The 14,691-nt window shown below is 62.1% G+C and carries 15 protein-coding genes; 14 read left to right on the plus strand and 1 reads right to left on the minus strand.

Annotated features, from left to right (window positions below; all coding sequences use genetic code 11):
* Positions 1 to 99 precede the first annotated feature (99 nt).
* From osmF to ACS5Q1_RS15415, 12 genes are all read left to right on the plus strand, one after another.
* Positions 100 to 1,014 (plus strand): glycine betaine ABC transporter substrate-binding protein OsmF, encoded by a 915-nt coding sequence (gene osmF, locus ACS5Q1_RS15360; RefSeq protein ID WP_473099020.1) that lies wholly within the window; start codon positions 100 to 102, stop codon positions 1,012 to 1,014.
* A gap of 89 nt (positions 1,015 to 1,103) precedes the next feature.
* The gene (locus tag ACS5Q1_RS15365; protein ID WP_473099091.1) at positions 1,104 to 2,270 is read left to right on the plus strand and encodes an ABC transporter permease; all 1,167 of its coding nucleotides are present in this window, start codon (positions 1,104 to 1,106) and stop codon (positions 2,268 to 2,270) included.
* Positions 2,267 to 3,205, plus strand: a complete 939-nt coding sequence (locus tag ACS5Q1_RS15370; RefSeq protein ID WP_473099021.1) for an ABC transporter ATP-binding protein — start codon at positions 2,267 to 2,269, stop codon at positions 3,203 to 3,205. The genes ACS5Q1_RS15365 and ACS5Q1_RS15370 overlap by 4 nt, the downstream gene beginning before the upstream one ends.
* Positions 3,202 to 3,957, plus strand: coding sequence for an ABC transporter permease (locus ACS5Q1_RS15375; RefSeq protein ID WP_473099022.1), 756 nt, complete (start codon positions 3,202 to 3,204; stop codon positions 3,955 to 3,957). The genes ACS5Q1_RS15370 and ACS5Q1_RS15375 overlap by 4 nt, the downstream gene beginning before the upstream one ends.
* Positions 3,954 to 4,520: a biliverdin-producing heme oxygenase gene (locus ACS5Q1_RS15380; RefSeq protein ID WP_473099024.1), complete on the plus strand. Its 567-nt coding sequence runs from the start codon at positions 3,954 to 3,956 to the stop codon at positions 4,518 to 4,520. The genes ACS5Q1_RS15375 and ACS5Q1_RS15380 overlap by 4 nt, the downstream gene beginning before the upstream one ends.
* Positions 4,517 to 6,760, plus strand: coding sequence for an ATP-binding protein (locus ACS5Q1_RS15385; RefSeq protein ID WP_473099025.1), 2,244 nt, complete (start codon positions 4,517 to 4,519; stop codon positions 6,758 to 6,760). The genes ACS5Q1_RS15380 and ACS5Q1_RS15385 overlap by 4 nt, the downstream gene beginning before the upstream one ends.
* A complete protein-coding gene (locus tag ACS5Q1_RS15390; protein WP_473099026.1) occupies positions 6,761 to 7,210 on the plus strand; it encodes a response regulator in 450 nt (149 codons plus the stop codon). It begins immediately after the preceding gene.
* A gap of 8 nt (positions 7,211 to 7,218) precedes the next feature.
* Positions 7,219 to 8,268 carry a sensor histidine kinase gene (locus ACS5Q1_RS15395; RefSeq protein ID WP_473099027.1) on the plus strand — a complete coding sequence of 350 codons (1,050 nt, stop codon included), beginning with the start codon at positions 7,219 to 7,221 and terminating at the stop codon, positions 8,266 to 8,268.
* Positions 8,269 to 10,407, plus strand: coding sequence for a sensor histidine kinase (locus tag ACS5Q1_RS15400; protein WP_473099028.1), 2,139 nt, complete (start codon positions 8,269 to 8,271; stop codon positions 10,405 to 10,407).
* 335 nt (positions 10,408 to 10,742) lie between these two features.
* On the plus strand, positions 10,743 to 12,041 hold the full coding sequence (locus tag ACS5Q1_RS15405) for an amidase (protein ID WP_473099029.1): 1,299 nt from the start codon (positions 10,743 to 10,745) through the stop codon (positions 12,039 to 12,041).
* Between the two features lie 61 nt (positions 12,042 to 12,102).
* Positions 12,103 to 12,477, plus strand: coding sequence for a YbaN family protein (locus tag ACS5Q1_RS15410; RefSeq protein WP_473099030.1), 375 nt, complete (start codon positions 12,103 to 12,105; stop codon positions 12,475 to 12,477).
* A 412-nt stretch (positions 12,478 to 12,889) separates the two neighbouring features.
* Positions 12,890 to 13,216 carry a hypothetical protein gene (locus ACS5Q1_RS15415; protein WP_473099031.1) on the plus strand — a complete coding sequence of 109 codons (327 nt, stop codon included), beginning with the start codon at positions 12,890 to 12,892 and terminating at the stop codon, positions 13,214 to 13,216.
* A gap of 38 nt (positions 13,217 to 13,254) precedes the next feature.
* Here the strand turns inward: ACS5Q1_RS15415 and ACS5Q1_RS15420 are convergent, their stop codons facing one another.
* Positions 13,255 to 13,509, minus strand: a complete 255-nt coding sequence (locus ACS5Q1_RS15420; protein ID WP_473099032.1) for a hypothetical protein — start codon at positions 13,507 to 13,509, stop codon at positions 13,255 to 13,257.
* A gap of 269 nt (positions 13,510 to 13,778) precedes the next feature.
* Here ACS5Q1_RS15420 and ACS5Q1_RS15425 point away from each other — a divergent pair, with 269 nt between their 5' ends.
* Together ACS5Q1_RS15425 and ACS5Q1_RS15430 are read left to right on the plus strand one after the other, a co-directional pair.
* Entirely contained in the window at positions 13,779 to 14,351 is a 573-nt protein-coding gene (locus ACS5Q1_RS15425) for a PRC-barrel domain-containing protein (protein ID WP_473099033.1), read from the plus strand.
* Between the two features lie 128 nt (positions 14,352 to 14,479).
* A complete protein-coding gene (locus tag ACS5Q1_RS15430) occupies positions 14,480 to 14,677 on the plus strand; it encodes a hypothetical protein (RefSeq protein ID WP_473099034.1) in 198 nt (65 codons plus the stop codon).
* Positions 14,678 to 14,691: the final 14 nt, after the last annotated feature.

The following is a 14,691-nucleotide window of genomic DNA, read 5'->3' on the forward strand; positions in this document are numbered from 1 at the left end:
AGTTTTTATCCCCAAACCGAAGTCTTCTTGAGACCCCCTCTGCCTAAACGGCGGAACTGTCCTAGAAACAGCAGGGCAAGGTTCCATAAGGGGATTCCCATGAAGACCGTCCTCAAGTCGCTGACATTGGCTGCTGCCCTCGCATTGGCAGCGGTGGGTGCCGCCAAGGCCGATGTGGTCGTCTCGTCGAAGATCGATACTGAAGGCTCAGTGCTCGGCAACATCATTCTGCTGATGCTCAATGCCAACGGCATCAAGACCCAGGACCGCATCCAGCTCGGGGCGACGCCAGTGGTGCGCAAGGCGATCACGGCAGGCGAGATCGACATCTACCCGGAATATACCGGCAATGCGGGCTTCTTCTTCAACAAGGCGGACGATCCGGTCTGGAAGGATGCGGCCAAGGGCTTCGAGATGGCCAAGAAGCTCGATTACGATGCCAATAAGATCGTCTGGCTCGACCCCTCGCCCGCCAACAACACCTGGGCCATCGCGCTGCGGAAGGACGTGGCAGACGGCAACAAGCTGAAGACCCTCGCCGATTTCGGCCAATGGATCTCGAAGGGCGGCAAGGTTGTGCTCGCGGCCTCCGCCGAATTCGTGAATTCGGACTCGGCCCTGCCGGCATTCCAGAAGACCTATGACTTCAAGATGAAGCCGGAGCAGCTCATCGTACTCTCCGGCGGCGACACGGCAGCGACCATCAAGGCGGCGGCGGAGCAGACCAACGGCGCCAATGCGGCCATGGTCTACGGCACCGATGGCGGCATCGCCCCGTCGGGCCTGGTGGTGATGGAAGACAACAAGAATGTGCAGCCCGTCTATGCACCGGCGCCGATCATTCGCGAATCCGTTCTGAAGGAAAATCCAAAGATCGCCGAGATCCTGAAGCCTGTCTTTGCATCCCTCGATCTTGCTACACTCCAGCAGCTGAATGCTCGCGTTCAGGTCGGCGGCGAACCCGGGAAGGCCGTGGCGACGGATTATTTGAAGTCCAAGGGTTTTCTGAAATGATCTGAAGTCCCGTCCAAGGGACGACAGGCGGCGCGACAAGGGCCGGAAGTTTTGTGAATACGATCTCGACCCGAACGACCGCGCCCGGTATGCCTTCGTTGCGCCCAAACTTGTCCCTCGATCGGCTCGGGAGCGTGATCGCCGTTCTGATCGGTATCGCGCTCTTCGCATCGCCCTTCGTGATCTATCGCGCCAACCGCATCGTGGCCGGCGAAGGGCGAATGCTGATCGACGCGTTGCCGCTTTCGGGCGCGCTCAGCGTCCTGGTCGTGTCGCTCGGCATTGCGCTGTGCGCGGCGCTGGTCCACACGCCACTGATTCGCCTCGCCACCGCTTCTCTTGGCCTGTGCGTGATCTTTCCCACAGTCGGATGGTCTGCCGGATTCATCACGCCGGCCGGCAACACCTTTGCACGCGTCTCACCGTCTCTCGGCTTCTGGCTGCTCGCTCTCTCCTTCGCGCTGCTTGCGGCCGATGCGCTGGCGCGCCTGCGCCTGGGACCCTGGGTGCGGCTCGCCGCTCTCGCTGTGGCGGCAGGTGCGATTGCACTTCTGCTCGTCTCCGGGGCCTGGAACGATCTCTCCCTGCTCAAGGAATATGCGAATCGGTCAGACACCTTCTGGCGCGAGGCAGGCCGGCATCTGTGGCTCGCCTTCGGCTCGATGGTGGCAGCCTGCCTCGTCGGGCTGCCGCTCGGCATTCTCGGCCATCGCATCCGGCGTCTCAGAACGGCGATTCTTCAAGTGCTCAGCATCGTCCAAACGATCCCGAGCATCGCGCTCTTCGGCATCCTGATCGCGCCGCTCGGCTATCTCGCCGCGCATGTGCCTCTGGCCGCGGCTTTGGGCATTCGCGGCATCGGGGTAGCGCCAGCCTTCATCGCGCTTTTTCTCTATTCCCTCCTGCCGGTCGTGGCCAACACGGTCACCGGATTGAAGCAGGTGCCGGCCGACGTGATCGATGCGGCCCGTGGCATGGGATTGTCCCCGCGCCAGCGCCTGTGGCAGGTCGAGTTGCCCCTGGCGCTTCCCGTCATTCTCGCCGGCATCCGCATCGTGCTGGTTCAGAACCTTGGATTGGCCACGGTGGCGGCATTGATCGGGGGAGGGGGCTTCGGCACCTTCGTGTTCCAGGGCATCGGACAGACGGCCATCGACCTCGTGCTCCTGGGCGCCATTCCGACGGTGGCGCTGTCCTTTGCTGCCGCCATCACCCTCGATGCGATCATCGACCTGACCAAGCGGGGCTCCTCATGATCGAGATCGAGCATCTCACCAAGCACTATGGCGCGACGACCGTCGTCGACGACGTGTCCTTCCGGGTCGATGAGGGAACGATCGCGGTCGTCGTCGGTACGTCGGGCGCGGGCAAATCGACCCTGCTGCGCATGATCAACCGCCTCGTCGAGCCAAGCGCGGGCCGCGTGCTCATCGACGGTGAAGACACCATGACGATCCCGGAGGACGAACTGCGGCACCGGATCGGCTACGTGATCCAGGGCTACGGGCTGTTTCCTCATCGCACAGTCACGGAAAACATCGCCACCGTGCCGCGTCTTCTCGGTTGGGACAAAAGGCGGATCGCGGCCCGCGTCGAGGAACTGCTCGATCTGTTCCAGCTCGATCCGGCGGAATTCGCCAGAAAATTCCCGCACGAGCTGTCCGGCGGTCAGCAGCAGCGTGTCGGCGTCGCGCGGGCGCTCGCGGCAAAGCCCGCGCTGCTCCTGATGGACGAACCTTTCGGTGCGCTCGATCCGGTCATCCGCAGCAAGGCGCAGGACGATCTCATCGCGATCCAGCGCCGTCTCGGTACCACCATCGTTCTCGTCACGCACGACATGAACGAGGCCTTCCAACTGGGCGACAAGATCGCCGTGATGGACCGGGCAGGGCTCCTGCAATATGCGACGCCTGCGGAACTGCTCACACATCCGGCGGAAGATTTCGTCGAGCAGCTTGTGGGAACGGCGGAGCGGCCGTTCCGTCTCCTGTCCCTGATGCGCGTGCAGGAAGCTCTCGAGCAGGGTGCCGCCGAGGGAGAGCCCATCCTCGTCACCGATTCCTTACGGGATGCTCTCTCGCGGCTGATCTGGGTGGGAAGGAACGAACTGCCAGTCGCGGATGTTTCCGGTGCCATCGTCGGACGCGTCAGCGTGAGGGGCATCATGGCGCATGGGCGGCCCGTCCCATGAGCGCTCGTTCGTTCGTCCTGCGCGGTGCAGCGCTGCTCCTGCTGGTGCTCTTCATCACTGCGCCGCAGCTCTTCGCCTTCGCGTTCAAGCCCCTGACCGTGAACGATGCGCCGGCGATCTACAATCAGGGCAGCCTGCTCGCCCTGACTCTGTCGCATCTGCGCATCGTGTTTCTCGCGACATTGGCCAGCACGATTCTCGCCGTGGGGCTCGGCATCTTCGTCACGCGGCCGTCAGGAAGCGAGTTCCTGCCGCTCTCGCGCAGCCTCGTGAATATCGGCCAGACCTTTCCGCCCATCGCAGTCCTGGCGATTGCGGTGCCGCTCGTCGGTTTCGGCGAGAAGCCGACCTTCATCGCGCTCTTTCTCTACGGTCTTCTGCCGATCTTCGAGAACACGCTCACCGGCCTGATGGAAGTGTCGCCGCAGACGCTTGAAGCCGCCAAGGGCATGGGCATGAATCCGCGTCAGCGTCTCATGCAGGTTGAACTCCCGCTCGCGCTGCCGGTGATCCTGGCCGGCATTCGTCTCTCGGTGATCATCAGTCTCGGTACCGCCACCATCGGCTCGACGGTGGCGGCCAAGGGATTGGGCGAGGTCATCATCGCCGGCCTTCAATCCAACAACGTCGCCTTCGTGCTGCAGGGCGGATTGGTGGTTGCGTTGCTCGCCGTTCTGATCCACGACGGATTGGGTATAGTCGAGCGGATGGTTGCTGGAAGGCTGGGCCGCCCCGTGGACGAGGCCCCATGACACTTCTCGAACGCCTGAAAATCGAAACCCGCGCAGCACATGACAGGATTGAGGCAGCCATCGATCTCGACCGCCGAATCTCATCGCGTGATGCCTATAGGGATCTGCTGATCTGCTTTTACGGCTTCCACAAGGCCTGGGAGAGCGAAGCCCTCGAAGCGGCTCCGGATCGGACGTTCTTTCAGAGCCGCTGCAAGACGCAGCTTCTCGCCAGAGATCTCGAGGCTCTGGGACTCACCTCCGACGGGATCATTCAATTACCGCAAGGTCGACCACTCATGCCGCTGCGGGCCCCCGAGGCGGTGCTGGGCAGCATGTATGTAGTCGAGGGCTCGACGCTTGGCGGCGCCATCATCGCGCGCGAGGTCGAGCGAAAGCTTGGGCTCAATGCGGAGACAGGTTGCGCCTATTTCCGCAGCTACGGCCGCGATATCGCTGCCATGTGGAAATCGTTCGGCGCGGTGCTTCTGGAGGCTTCGTCACCAGAAACCGATGATCTGATCGTCGCATCCGCGCAACAAACCTTCGATGTGATGCATGACTGGCTGTGCGAGGTTCCATGACGCTGCAAACGCCGCAAGACATCGATCTGACCGCCTGCGAGCGGGAGCCGATCCACATTCCCGGCAGCATCCAGCCGCACGGGATGCTTCTCGCAATCAGGCTGTCCGACAGGGCGATTGCCTATGCCAGCACCAACATCGCCGAGACCTTCGGGTTCGATCCGGCTGATGTTCTCGGCCGGCCTTTCGAGCAGGTGCTGCCGGCTCTGAGTGCGGAATTCAGCGCGCAGCTGGACAATCCGCCATCGGCGGGAAGCACGCGTTTCGTCAAGGCCATCCAAATCCAGACCGCGCAGGAGGAACGATTCTACGAGACGGCAATCTCCCGCTCGGGCGAGCATGCCGTTCTCGAACTGGAGGAGCCGCCCTTCGGTTCAATCTCCAGCATCGATGCGCTCTATCCCACATTGCGCCGGTTCGTGGAGCAGCTGCAGGGAGCCTCCACGGTCGAGGTCCTATGCAGCCTTGCGGCGCAGGATATCCGCCGCATGACCGGCTTCGACCGGGTGCTGATCTACCGCTTCGACGAGCAGTGGAACGGCACCGTCATCGCCGAGGACCGCAACGAGGCGCTGCCGTCCTATCTCGACCTGCGCTTTCCCGCCTCCGACATTCCCGCCCAGGCGCGGGAGCTCTATCGGCGTAACCGGTTGCGCATCATTCCCGACGCCAATTACACGCCCGTTCCGATCCAGTCGCGCGATCCCGCGCCGCTGGACTTGAGCGACTCGGTGCTGCGCAGCGTCTCGCCGGTTCATCTCGAATATATGCGCAACATGGGGACGCTTGCCTCCATGTCGATCTCGATCCTGCGCGACGGCAAGCTGTGGGGCCTGATCTCCTGCCACAACAAGGAGCCGAAGCGGGTCTCGCTGCAGGTGCGCAACGGCTGCGATTTCCTCACGCAGATCTTTTCCCTGCAGCTGGAGGCACGGGAGAACACGACTCTCGCCGAAAACCGCGTGCGCCTCGGTGCCGTGCAGACACGGCTTCTCGCCCAAATGGCCGCGGAGGAGCACTTCATCGCGGGGCTGGTGAACCATCCGGACGACCTGATGATGCTCGCCGGTGCGAAAGGAGCCGCCGTGCTGACGCATGATCATTGCTGGTGCGTGGGCCAAGCCCCCGATAAGGAACAGGTTCGGGCCCTGTTCAACTGGCTGTCCGAGAACCATCAGGAGGATGTCTTTGTCTCCGACAATCTGTCCGAGGTGTATCCAGCGGCGAAAGCCTTTGCCGACAAGGCGAGCGGGCTCCTCTCGATTTCAATCTCGAAGGTGCATTCGAGCTACGTGCTCTGGTTCCGCCCCGAGGTCGTGCAGAATGTCAAATGGGGCGGAAATCCGCAAAAACCTGTCGAGGAGGAGGCGGGAGGCTTAAGGCTCCATCCCCGGCGCTCCTTCGAGATCTGGAAGGAGATGGTGCGCGACCGCTCCCTGCCCTGGGATCGAAGCGAGGTCGAGGCGGTCAAGGAACTTCGCAACGCCATCGTCGGCATCGTGCTGCGTCGGGCCGAGGAACTGGCGGCGCTCTCGGAGGAATTGCGCCGCAGCAACAAGGAGCTGGAGTCCTTCTCCTATTCGGTCTCGCACGACCTGCGGGCGCCGTTCCGGCACATCGTCGGCTATTCCGAACTTTTGAAGAAACAGGAATGGAGCGATCTGTCGGAAAAGGGCAAGCGCTACATCGACACGATCATCGATGCCGCCTACACGGCCGGAACCCTCGTCGACAACCTGCTGCGCTTCTCGCAGATGGGCCGCACGGCCCTGAAGCCCCGGCAGGTCGACGTCGCCGGTCTGGTCGAGGAGATCCGACAGAAACTGGCCATGGAATCGGGGAACCGCCGGATCCAGTGGATCGTTGGGGACTTGCCGGCGGTGAATGCCGATCCGGTGCTGATTCGGCTTGTCTTCGAAAACCTGCTAGACAATGCCGTCAAATATACCCGCACCCGGGAGAAGGCGCGTATCGAGATCGGCTCCTATCGGAACAATCGGGAGACGGTCTATTTCGTGCGCGACAACGGGGTCGGGTTCGATATGAAGTATATCGAAAAGCTGTTTGGCGTTTTCCAGCGTCTGCACCGAATGGAAGACTTCGAGGGAACCGGGATCGGGCTGGCCAATGTACGCCGCATTGTGGAAAGACATGGAGGCCGGGCCTGGGCCGAGGGAGTGCTCGACAAGGGAGCGACCTTCTCCATCGCCCTGCCGGATCAGAGTGAAGGAGCCGCATGAATGGCGGAGCTGAAGCCGATTCTGCTGGTCGAGGACAACCCGAAGGATCTCGAACTGACCATGGCGGCCCTGGAGCAGAGCCAGCTCGCCAACGAGGTCGTCGTGGTGCGCGACGGCGAGGAGGCGCTCGATTTTCTCTATCGCCGCGGCGCCCATGAAAACCGCAACACCGCCGACCCGGCCGTCGTCCTGCTCGATCTCAAGCTGCCGAAGATAGATGGGCTCGAGGTGCTGGAGGCGGTCAAGGCCGATCCGCACTTGAGGCAGACACCCGTCGTCCTGCTCACTTCGTCGCGGGAGGAAAGCGACCTCGTGCGCAGCTACGAGCTCGGCGTGAACGCATTCGTGGTAAAGCCCGTGGGGTTTCGCGAGTTCTTCGATGCGATCCAGGATCTCGGTGTATTCTGGGCTATCCTCAACGAGCCGCCGCCGCAGCGCAACGGAGGATAGAGATATCGATGGATCGGCCGCCCGTCATCCTGTCCGATCGGGAGCTGCGTATCCTCCTCCTGGAGGACAGCGCGCTCGATGCCGAGCTGGTGACGGAAGCTCTGACCGGTGCCCGGCTTTCCGTATCGATCGAGCGGGTGGTGTCCGCCGATGAATTCACGAAGGCCGTTCGGGACGAAAGCTGGGATCTCATTCTCGCCGATTATCTTCTGCCGGCTTTCAACGGCCTGAACGCGCTCGAGATCGCCCGGGACATATCTCCCGCCACGCCCTTCGTGTTCGTTTCCGGCGCCCTGGGCGAAGAGGTTGCCGTCGAGGCCTTGAAGCGCGGCGCGACGGATTACGTCCTCAAGGACAAGCTCGACCGCCTGCCTGCCACCGTCCTGCGGGCCTTGGCCGAAGCCCGCGAGCGCGATGAGAAAAGGCAGGCGCAGGGTGCCCTGCAGCAGATGCTCGATGAGCGCACGGCGCTTCTGCACGAGCTCGATCATCGGGTGAAGAACAATCTCCAGCTGCTGCTCTCCCTGGTCGGAATCGAGTTCCGTCAGGCTAAGGACGAGCAGGTGCGCCAAGTGCTCGGGCGCATGAAGGAGCGCATGCAGGCTCTCGCCGCCGCCCATCGCGACCTCTATGATGGGCAGGGATCGGCGCGGTTCGATGCCTCGCGCTTTGCCAGGGGCTTGTGCGAGGAGCTGGCCGCGTCCGTTCCTGGCGTGAGGATCACGCCGGAATTCGAAATCGGGAATGTGGAGGTCGAGGCCGCCAAGGCAGCCCCCATGGCGCTTCTGTTCAACGAGATCGTCGTCAATGCACTCACACACGCCTACCGGGAACGGCAAGGAAAGTTGAAGCTCACGCTCCGGATCCACGATGGCACGCTGCTCTTCCGGATCTCGGACGATGCCTTCAGCCTCGAGGAAAAGCAGGCCGCGAAGGACAGCGCCTCCGGGACCATCCTGAAAGCTCTCGCGCGCCAGCTCGACGCTGGTGTTGAATGGCCGCTCGACAATCCCGCCGTTCTGGTGTGTGTCACCATGCCCATCCAGGATGTTGGCTAGATGGAAGGCCGAAGATTCAATACCGGATCATCGACCGGGGCATTTTCAGAAGGTGCCCGTACCTCGCTGCGGCAGCTGTTGTGGGGACTGGTGCTGGTTCTCGCCCTGCCGACGATTCTGGTGGCCGCAGGGGGGCTTTATTCGAGCTATCAGGCCGAGCGTCAGGCCACCGATCTGCGCATGCAGGAAACGGCCCGAGCGCTGAGCCTGTCGCTCGATCGCGAAATCGAAAAATCGGTAGTGGCCCTGCAGGTTCTAGCTCAATCGTCCAGTCTCGCCAGAGGGAACTTCGAAGAGTTTTATCAGCGGGCGAAAAACACTCCTCTCTCAGAGCCCTCCTGGATGGCTCTTTTCGAACCCGAAGGGCGAGTGATCTTCAACACCCGCGTGCCTTACGGCGTCATCCTGCCGAACAGTAACCGTCCGAATGTTCTGCAGCGCGTTCAGGAATCCCGTAAGCCGCATGTGTCCGATCTATATGTGGGCTCATTGACGGGAGAGCGCCTGATCATCATCGATGCCCCGGTCATTCTCGATGAGAGGGTCGCCTATATCCTGTCGCTCGCGATTACGCCGGATGTCTTCCAGAACATCATCCGCGATCAAAGGATTGCCGAAGGCTGGAATGCCGCGGTGCTCGATCGCAGCAGGCGGATCGTGGCCCGCTCCAGGTCGCCGGAGCGGTTCGTCGGGCAGCTTGCCAGCCCTTACATTCAGGAGGCCCTTGCGGCCGCGCAGGAAGGCCGGCTCCAGAGCGTCACGCTGGATGGCATTCCAGTGCGCACTTATTTCAGCCAGTCTCCGACCTATGGCTGGTCTTTCGTCATCAGCATCCCGGAAGCGGAACTGGCCAAATCGGCGCAGCGCTCTCTCTTCTGGCTCACGATTCTCGGAGCCGTCATCCTGGGCGGCATTCTCCTGGCGGTTCTGCTTTCCCGCTCCATCGCCAAGCGGGTCGACCAGCTTGTGGCGGCAGCGCGAGCCCTCGGGCGTGGAGATGAAGTCGCCGATCCGACGACGACGCGAGTTCTGGAGTTCGACACGATCAAGAAGGCTCTCGTGGAGGCGGCCACTGGCATCCGCACGCACGAGCGCGAGCGGGATGAGGTTCTCGCCCATGTGGCCGAGAGCGAAGCGCGCCTGCGCCTGGCGCTCAATGCGGGACATCTCGGCTCCTGGGAGTTCGTCCCTTCCACGGGGGCCTTCACCACATCGGCCATCTGCCGCGCTCATTTCGGGCGTGGACCCGACGAGCCATTCTCCTATGCGGATCTGGTTGCGTCGATCCATCCTGACGATCGTGCGATGCAGGCGGAAGCTGTTGCGCAGGCTCTCGCAACCCGTACAGACCTTCATGTGGAGTATCGGGCGGTCTGGCCTGACGGCAGCGAGCACTGGATTCGGGTGAGCGGTCGCATGAGAATCGGACCGGATGGACAGCTGTCCATGGTCGGCGTTTCACAGGACATCACCGAGCGCCGGCTCGCCGAGGAGCGGCAGGCGCTTCTGCTTCACGAACTCAATCATCGGGTCAAGAATACGCTAGCGACGGTTCAATCGGTCGCCTCGCTGACCAGGCGCTCCGCCGACAGCAACGATCCGGCTGCGTGGAACGCCTTCATGGATCGGTTGCACGGGATGGCCAAGACCCATGACCTTCTCACGGCCACTCAATGGCAGGGTGCGCTTCTGGAGGACGTGCTGAAGAACGAGCTGGAGCCCTATCAGGATGGCATGCAGCAGCGCATCCGCCTGCGCGGTCCGCGGATCAATCTGCAGCCGGGCGCTGTTCTGGCTCTGGGGCTTGCCATCCACGAACTGGCGACGAACGCCGTCAAGTACGGCTCGCTTTCCGTTCCGGACGGCAAAGTTCACGTGATGTGGGCCGTCGCGTCAGGAAGCGGACAACCTGCACTTCTTGTGGAATGGGTCGAGAGCGGTGGCCCTCCGGTAAAGCAACCCGAGCGTCAGGGGTTTGGATCCAAGCTTATTCAGCGCGGCCTCGCGCAGCAGCTTGGAGGCGAGATCAAGCTCGATTTCGCACCGGCCGGAATCCGCTGCGTCATCACCTTCCCGATTTCGACCCTGGCCCTCGACCTGAGCGATGCGGACGAGACCTGCGAGCGCTATGCGTCTTGATGACGGATAGGACACAGTCCCCTCTGTCATCCCCGGCGATCCGCAGGACCGGGACGGGGATCCATAGCGTCAAGCACGTGGGTGGATCCCTTCCCTCGCTTCGCTCACCGGGGATGACAGCGAGGCGCTAAAGTGCCATTCCCAGGTGATGGGCTAGCGCATCGTGCGGACCCGGAGGGCCGCGCCAGCGACCCGAAGGGCCACGTCAGTGAAAAGTGGACCCGGTTTTCCGCACGATGCGCTGCTTAAGGAATTGAGCATCGGATTGGATCCCAAAAGTGGATCCACTTTTGGGTCCGATGCTATAAGCCATTGTCCCCTCATCCGGTGCCTTTATGACGACGATCAGAGACAAGCTCGAAACCATTCTGGAGCGCCTTGCCGGGCGTGCGGCCGACGAACGTGTGTTTCTGCGCGTTTACGAAGAGGCGGCCCGCGTTGCCGCCGATGCCGCCGATGCGCGGCGCCGTGCCGGTCTCTCGCTCGGGCCGCTTGATGGCACGATCATCTCGATCAAGGATCTCTTCGATGTGGAGGGCGAGACGACGCTCGCAGGCTCGATTGCCCTGCGCGATGCGCCTGCTGCTGACAGGGATGCGATCATCGTCCGCCGCCTGCGTCGCGCTGGTGCCGTCATCCTCGGCAAAACCAACATGGTGGAGTTTGCCTTCTCGGGTCTTGGCCTCAATCCGCATTACGGCACGCCCGGCAATGCGGCAGATCCTTTGCGGATCCCCGGCGGATCGTCATCGGGCGCCGGTGTCTCCGTGGCGGAGGGCACGAGCGAGATTTCCATCGGCAGCGATACCGGCGGCTCCGTGCGCATTCCGGCAGCGCTCAACGGTGTCGTCGGCTTCAAGCCGACGGCGCATCGGGTGCCGCTCGACGGCGCCTTCCCCCTCGCGCCTAGTCTCGATTCCATCGGACCGCTGGCTCGCACCGTACAGGATTGTGCCGTCACGGATGCCATCATGGCAGGTGAGGAGACACGCGTGTTGAAGCCGCATCCCCTGGCCGGATTGCGGATCGGCGTTCCACGCGGTCGCCTGTTCTCGGACACCGAGCTGATTGTGGAGCGGGCCTTCGAGACATCGTTGACGCTCCTGTCTCGCGCCGGCGCGAGAATCGTCGATCACGGCATCGAGGATCTGCTGCAGGAGATGGCGGACATCACCGTCGCGGCCTCCATCGCATCCATCGAGGCATCGGAAGTCCATGCGGATTGGTTGGAGACAAAAGCGAAGGAGATCGATCCGCGCGTGCGCTGGTGGATCGCGCGCAGCGGCACTGTGCCGGCGCCGATCTACATCCGCATGCTGCGCCGCCGGCGCGCGCTCGCGGCCGCCATGGACGAGCGTTTGTCCCCGCTCGACGTGCTGGTGCTGCCGACCACCGCTGTTTCGGCGCCCCTGATCGCACCGCTGGAGGCCGACGACAAGCTCTACAACAAGATGGACTGGCTGATCCTCCGCAACACCATGTTCGGCAACCAGTTCGATCTGACCGGTATCTCGCTGCCGATCCCCGGCACGGAGCGGCCGGTCGGCCTCATGCTGATAGCGCGCCACGGTCACGACCGGCGGCTTCTCGAGATTGCCGCAGGCGTCGAGACGATGCTGGCGAGCGGATCGTGAAGGCACAGGATCGAAGGATGACGCGTTATGCCCATCCCGGATTGATCTTGCGAGAAACCGGATGATGCGTCGCCTGTATCTCTGCCTTGGCTATGCCAGCCTCGTACTTGGCATCGTCGGAATTTTCCTGCCGGTTCTGCCGACGACGCCTTTCGTGCTCGTGTCGGCCTGGTGCTTTGCCCGCTCGAATCCGGTCCTTGCCGGGCGTTTGTACAACCATCCTCGCTTCGGACCATTGCTAACCGCCTGGCGCGATCAAAGAGCCATTCCACTGCACGCCAAACTCTATGCGCTTGCTGCGCTTGTTCTGTCCTACGCCTTGATCCTGTGGCTCACGGAAAATCGCATCCTGCTCGTCATTCTCGCGGCGATCATGGGCAGCGTCGGCCTCTACATCGCAACACGCCCGAGACCGCGCGACAGTTCCAACGGCTGATTCCCGAACAGCTGCGATCGGTGAAATTTGCTGCAATTTGAGCACAATTTCCTTGTCGCGCAAGGCTATATAAGAGCGCCGTCTTTGTAGAGCTTCTTATGTTTGGCCAAGTTTGTGCCATGTTGCGGCCCAGGTTCCGGGTAGGCTGCAAGCGTCACGATTGAAGGAGCCACATTATGCGCGGTCTCAGCTTGTCGGTTTTTCTGCTTGCGTCAGCCGCTATGCTCGTGCCGCTTCTGATTGCTTTGGCATATGCAGTGAGTGTATTGATTTCAGCCCTGATGTTTCCGTGAAACGTTATCGCTTCAGCTCATTTTTATTAAGCTATTGATTGACGACATTCAGCAATCTGGTCTGGAACCGGGTGTGTAAGCGGGCGTTGGATTGCGAATTGTCGAACAGGACTTTTCAAATGCGAAAAATTATTCTCCTTGCCGTCGCAGCCATGGGTTCAAGTCTCTTCGTTGCCTCGTCCTCCTCGGCTCAGCCGCAGATCCAGTTTGGTATCGGACCCGATGGCCGTCCGCAGATCGGCGTGCGCGACCCCGAGCAGGAGCGCTACGAACGCCGTGAACGCCGGCGAGAGGAGCGTGCCCGCGCCTATGAAGCCGGTCGCCGGGATGCTCTGCGCGAAGAGCGCCGTTACGACGTTTATGAGAGCCGCTGCCGCAATATCACCATTCATGAAGAGAACGAGTGGGGCCGCACGGTCACGCGGCGGGTCCGCCGCTGCGATTGACGTCGGTTTGAATCCACGGGTGTCACGCGTTAGGCCCGCTACGCCCGGGGATTCGCGCTTTCCGCTGTAAGCCTGGGAAGCTCCTTCGTCATCCATTCCACCATCTGATCGTTGGTCTTCAGATGGCCCGGCATCGGAATGAACGGGCCATGGGATTCGTAAATGGCCATGGGGTCTCGCGCGCCCAGAATCGGATCGAGATCGTCCTCGATCTCGGGCGTGATGGTTCTGCCGCCGAACCACGTGAGAAGCAGCAGGAGCATCCCGACGGCGCCGGCTAGAACAACGAGCAAGGATATTGCCAAGTCTGCGACCACAGGTTCCTTCCCTGCACTGCGAAGCTCCCCACCCGCATACTCAGCCTAGCACCGAAAGGCCCGCGGTCCAACGCCGTAAAACAGGTCGTGCGAGTCAGAATCTTGCCCACATTTTCGCACTTGCGAGGAACCGCGCTCAAGAGCTTGAGGTTGAAATTCAGATCACCTCGCTGAGCGGCGATTGCGGATTTCCGGCGCCGGTGAGGGGATGGGGAGCGATCGATCCAGTCGGATGGGAGGCGCCCATGAGAACGTATTATGTGTTCCAGTCCAAGACGACTCCCGAGCTGCGCGGCTTCACGGAGAGCGCGACGGGCGAAATGTTGCCGGTCGAGCAAGGGCCTTGGGCTCTCGTCCAGCAGGTCGGTCCCGATGACGAGTGGACGCTCAATGTCAGCCGGGCCGTTGTCGCCGCCGGGATCATCGAGAATGGCTTCTACCTTTGGGGGCCGATCAACCGGTCGGACTCTTGGCATCCGGTGATCGAGAGCGACCGCGTGGAAGGCACCGCTGTCTACGGTCCTCTGGACACGCAGATCGGCACTATCAAGCGCCTGCTGATCGAGAAGGTGAGCGGACGGGTTCTTTATGTGGACGTGACCTTCGGCGGCTTCCTCGGTCTCGGTGTTCATCACCATACGATCCCGTGGGAGAAGCTGTCCTACGACACGGAGCTCGAGGGCTACCGCACGGATGTGACTGAGGCTCAGGTCCAAGGCGCGCCCTCATTCTACGGCGACGATCAGGTCTGGCCCGACCGCAAGCGTGAGCAGGAGATGCGGGATTACTGGCATGACATCCCGAGAGGCCCGATCTGATTTCGTGCCGATCCAGCGAAGAGTCTACCGCTCCTTCTGAAGAGTGATGCGATCTGTCGACAAAGTCTCACGGGCGGGGCATGAGGCTGGTATGATGCAGTCGTCCCTTGGTTCCTTTGGAGGGTTCCATGAAGGAGCATTTGTTCAAGATCGGCCAAGTCGTTCGACCCAGCGCCGCCGCCCCAAACCTCCCCCGGGATCTGTTCAGAATTCTCCGCCTCCTGCCCTCCACGGCCGGCGGCGTGCCGCTCTATTGCATCAAAAGCCAAGCGGAGCTGATCGAGCGTGTGGTTGAGCAGACCGAGATCGAGGCCGCGCCGCGCTAGCATTGAGAGCGGGA

This window comes from Microvirga sp. GN3, from assembly GCF_055792825.1.

Bases quoted from the DNA above. Each gene is read 5' to 3' on its own strand.
- ACS5Q1_RS15380 (WP_473099024.1), top strand. From the start codon at position 3,954: ATGACACTTCTCGAACGCCTGAAAATCGAAACCCGCGCAGCACATGAC.
- ACS5Q1_RS15430 (WP_473099034.1), top strand. From the start codon at position 14,480: ATGAAGGAGCATTTGTTCAAGATCGGCCAAGTCGTTCGACCCAGCGCC.
- ACS5Q1_RS15370 (WP_473099021.1), top strand. From the start codon at position 2,267: ATGATCGAGATCGAGCATCTCACCAAGCACTATGGCGCGACGACCGTC.
- osmF (WP_473099020.1), top strand. From the start codon at position 100: ATGAAGACCGTCCTCAAGTCGCTGACATTGGCTGCTGCCCTCGCATTG.
- ACS5Q1_RS15390 (WP_473099026.1), top strand. From the start codon at position 6,761: ATGGCGGAGCTGAAGCCGATTCTGCTGGTCGAGGACAACCCGAAGGAT.
- ACS5Q1_RS15415 (WP_473099031.1), top strand. From the start codon at position 12,890: ATGCGAAAAATTATTCTCCTTGCCGTCGCAGCCATGGGTTCAAGTCTC.
- ACS5Q1_RS15425 (WP_473099033.1), top strand. From the start codon at position 13,779: ATGAGAACGTATTATGTGTTCCAGTCCAAGACGACTCCCGAGCTGCGC.
- ACS5Q1_RS15410 (WP_473099030.1), top strand. From the start codon at position 12,103: ATGATGCGTCGCCTGTATCTCTGCCTTGGCTATGCCAGCCTCGTACTT.
- ACS5Q1_RS15400 (WP_473099028.1), top strand. From the start codon at position 8,269: ATGGAAGGCCGAAGATTCAATACCGGATCATCGACCGGGGCATTTTCA.
- ACS5Q1_RS15385 (WP_473099025.1), top strand. From the start codon at position 4,517: ATGACGCTGCAAACGCCGCAAGACATCGATCTGACCGCCTGCGAGCGG.
- ACS5Q1_RS15395 (WP_473099027.1), top strand. From the start codon at position 7,219: ATGGATCGGCCGCCCGTCATCCTGTCCGATCGGGAGCTGCGTATCCTC.
- ACS5Q1_RS15375 (WP_473099022.1), top strand. From the start codon at position 3,202: ATGAGCGCTCGTTCGTTCGTCCTGCGCGGTGCAGCGCTGCTCCTGCTG.
- ACS5Q1_RS15405 (WP_473099029.1), top strand. From the start codon at position 10,743: ATGACGACGATCAGAGACAAGCTCGAAACCATTCTGGAGCGCCTTGCC.
- ACS5Q1_RS15365 (WP_473099091.1), top strand. From the start codon at position 1,104: ATGCCTTCGTTGCGCCCAAACTTGTCCCTCGATCGGCTCGGGAGCGTG.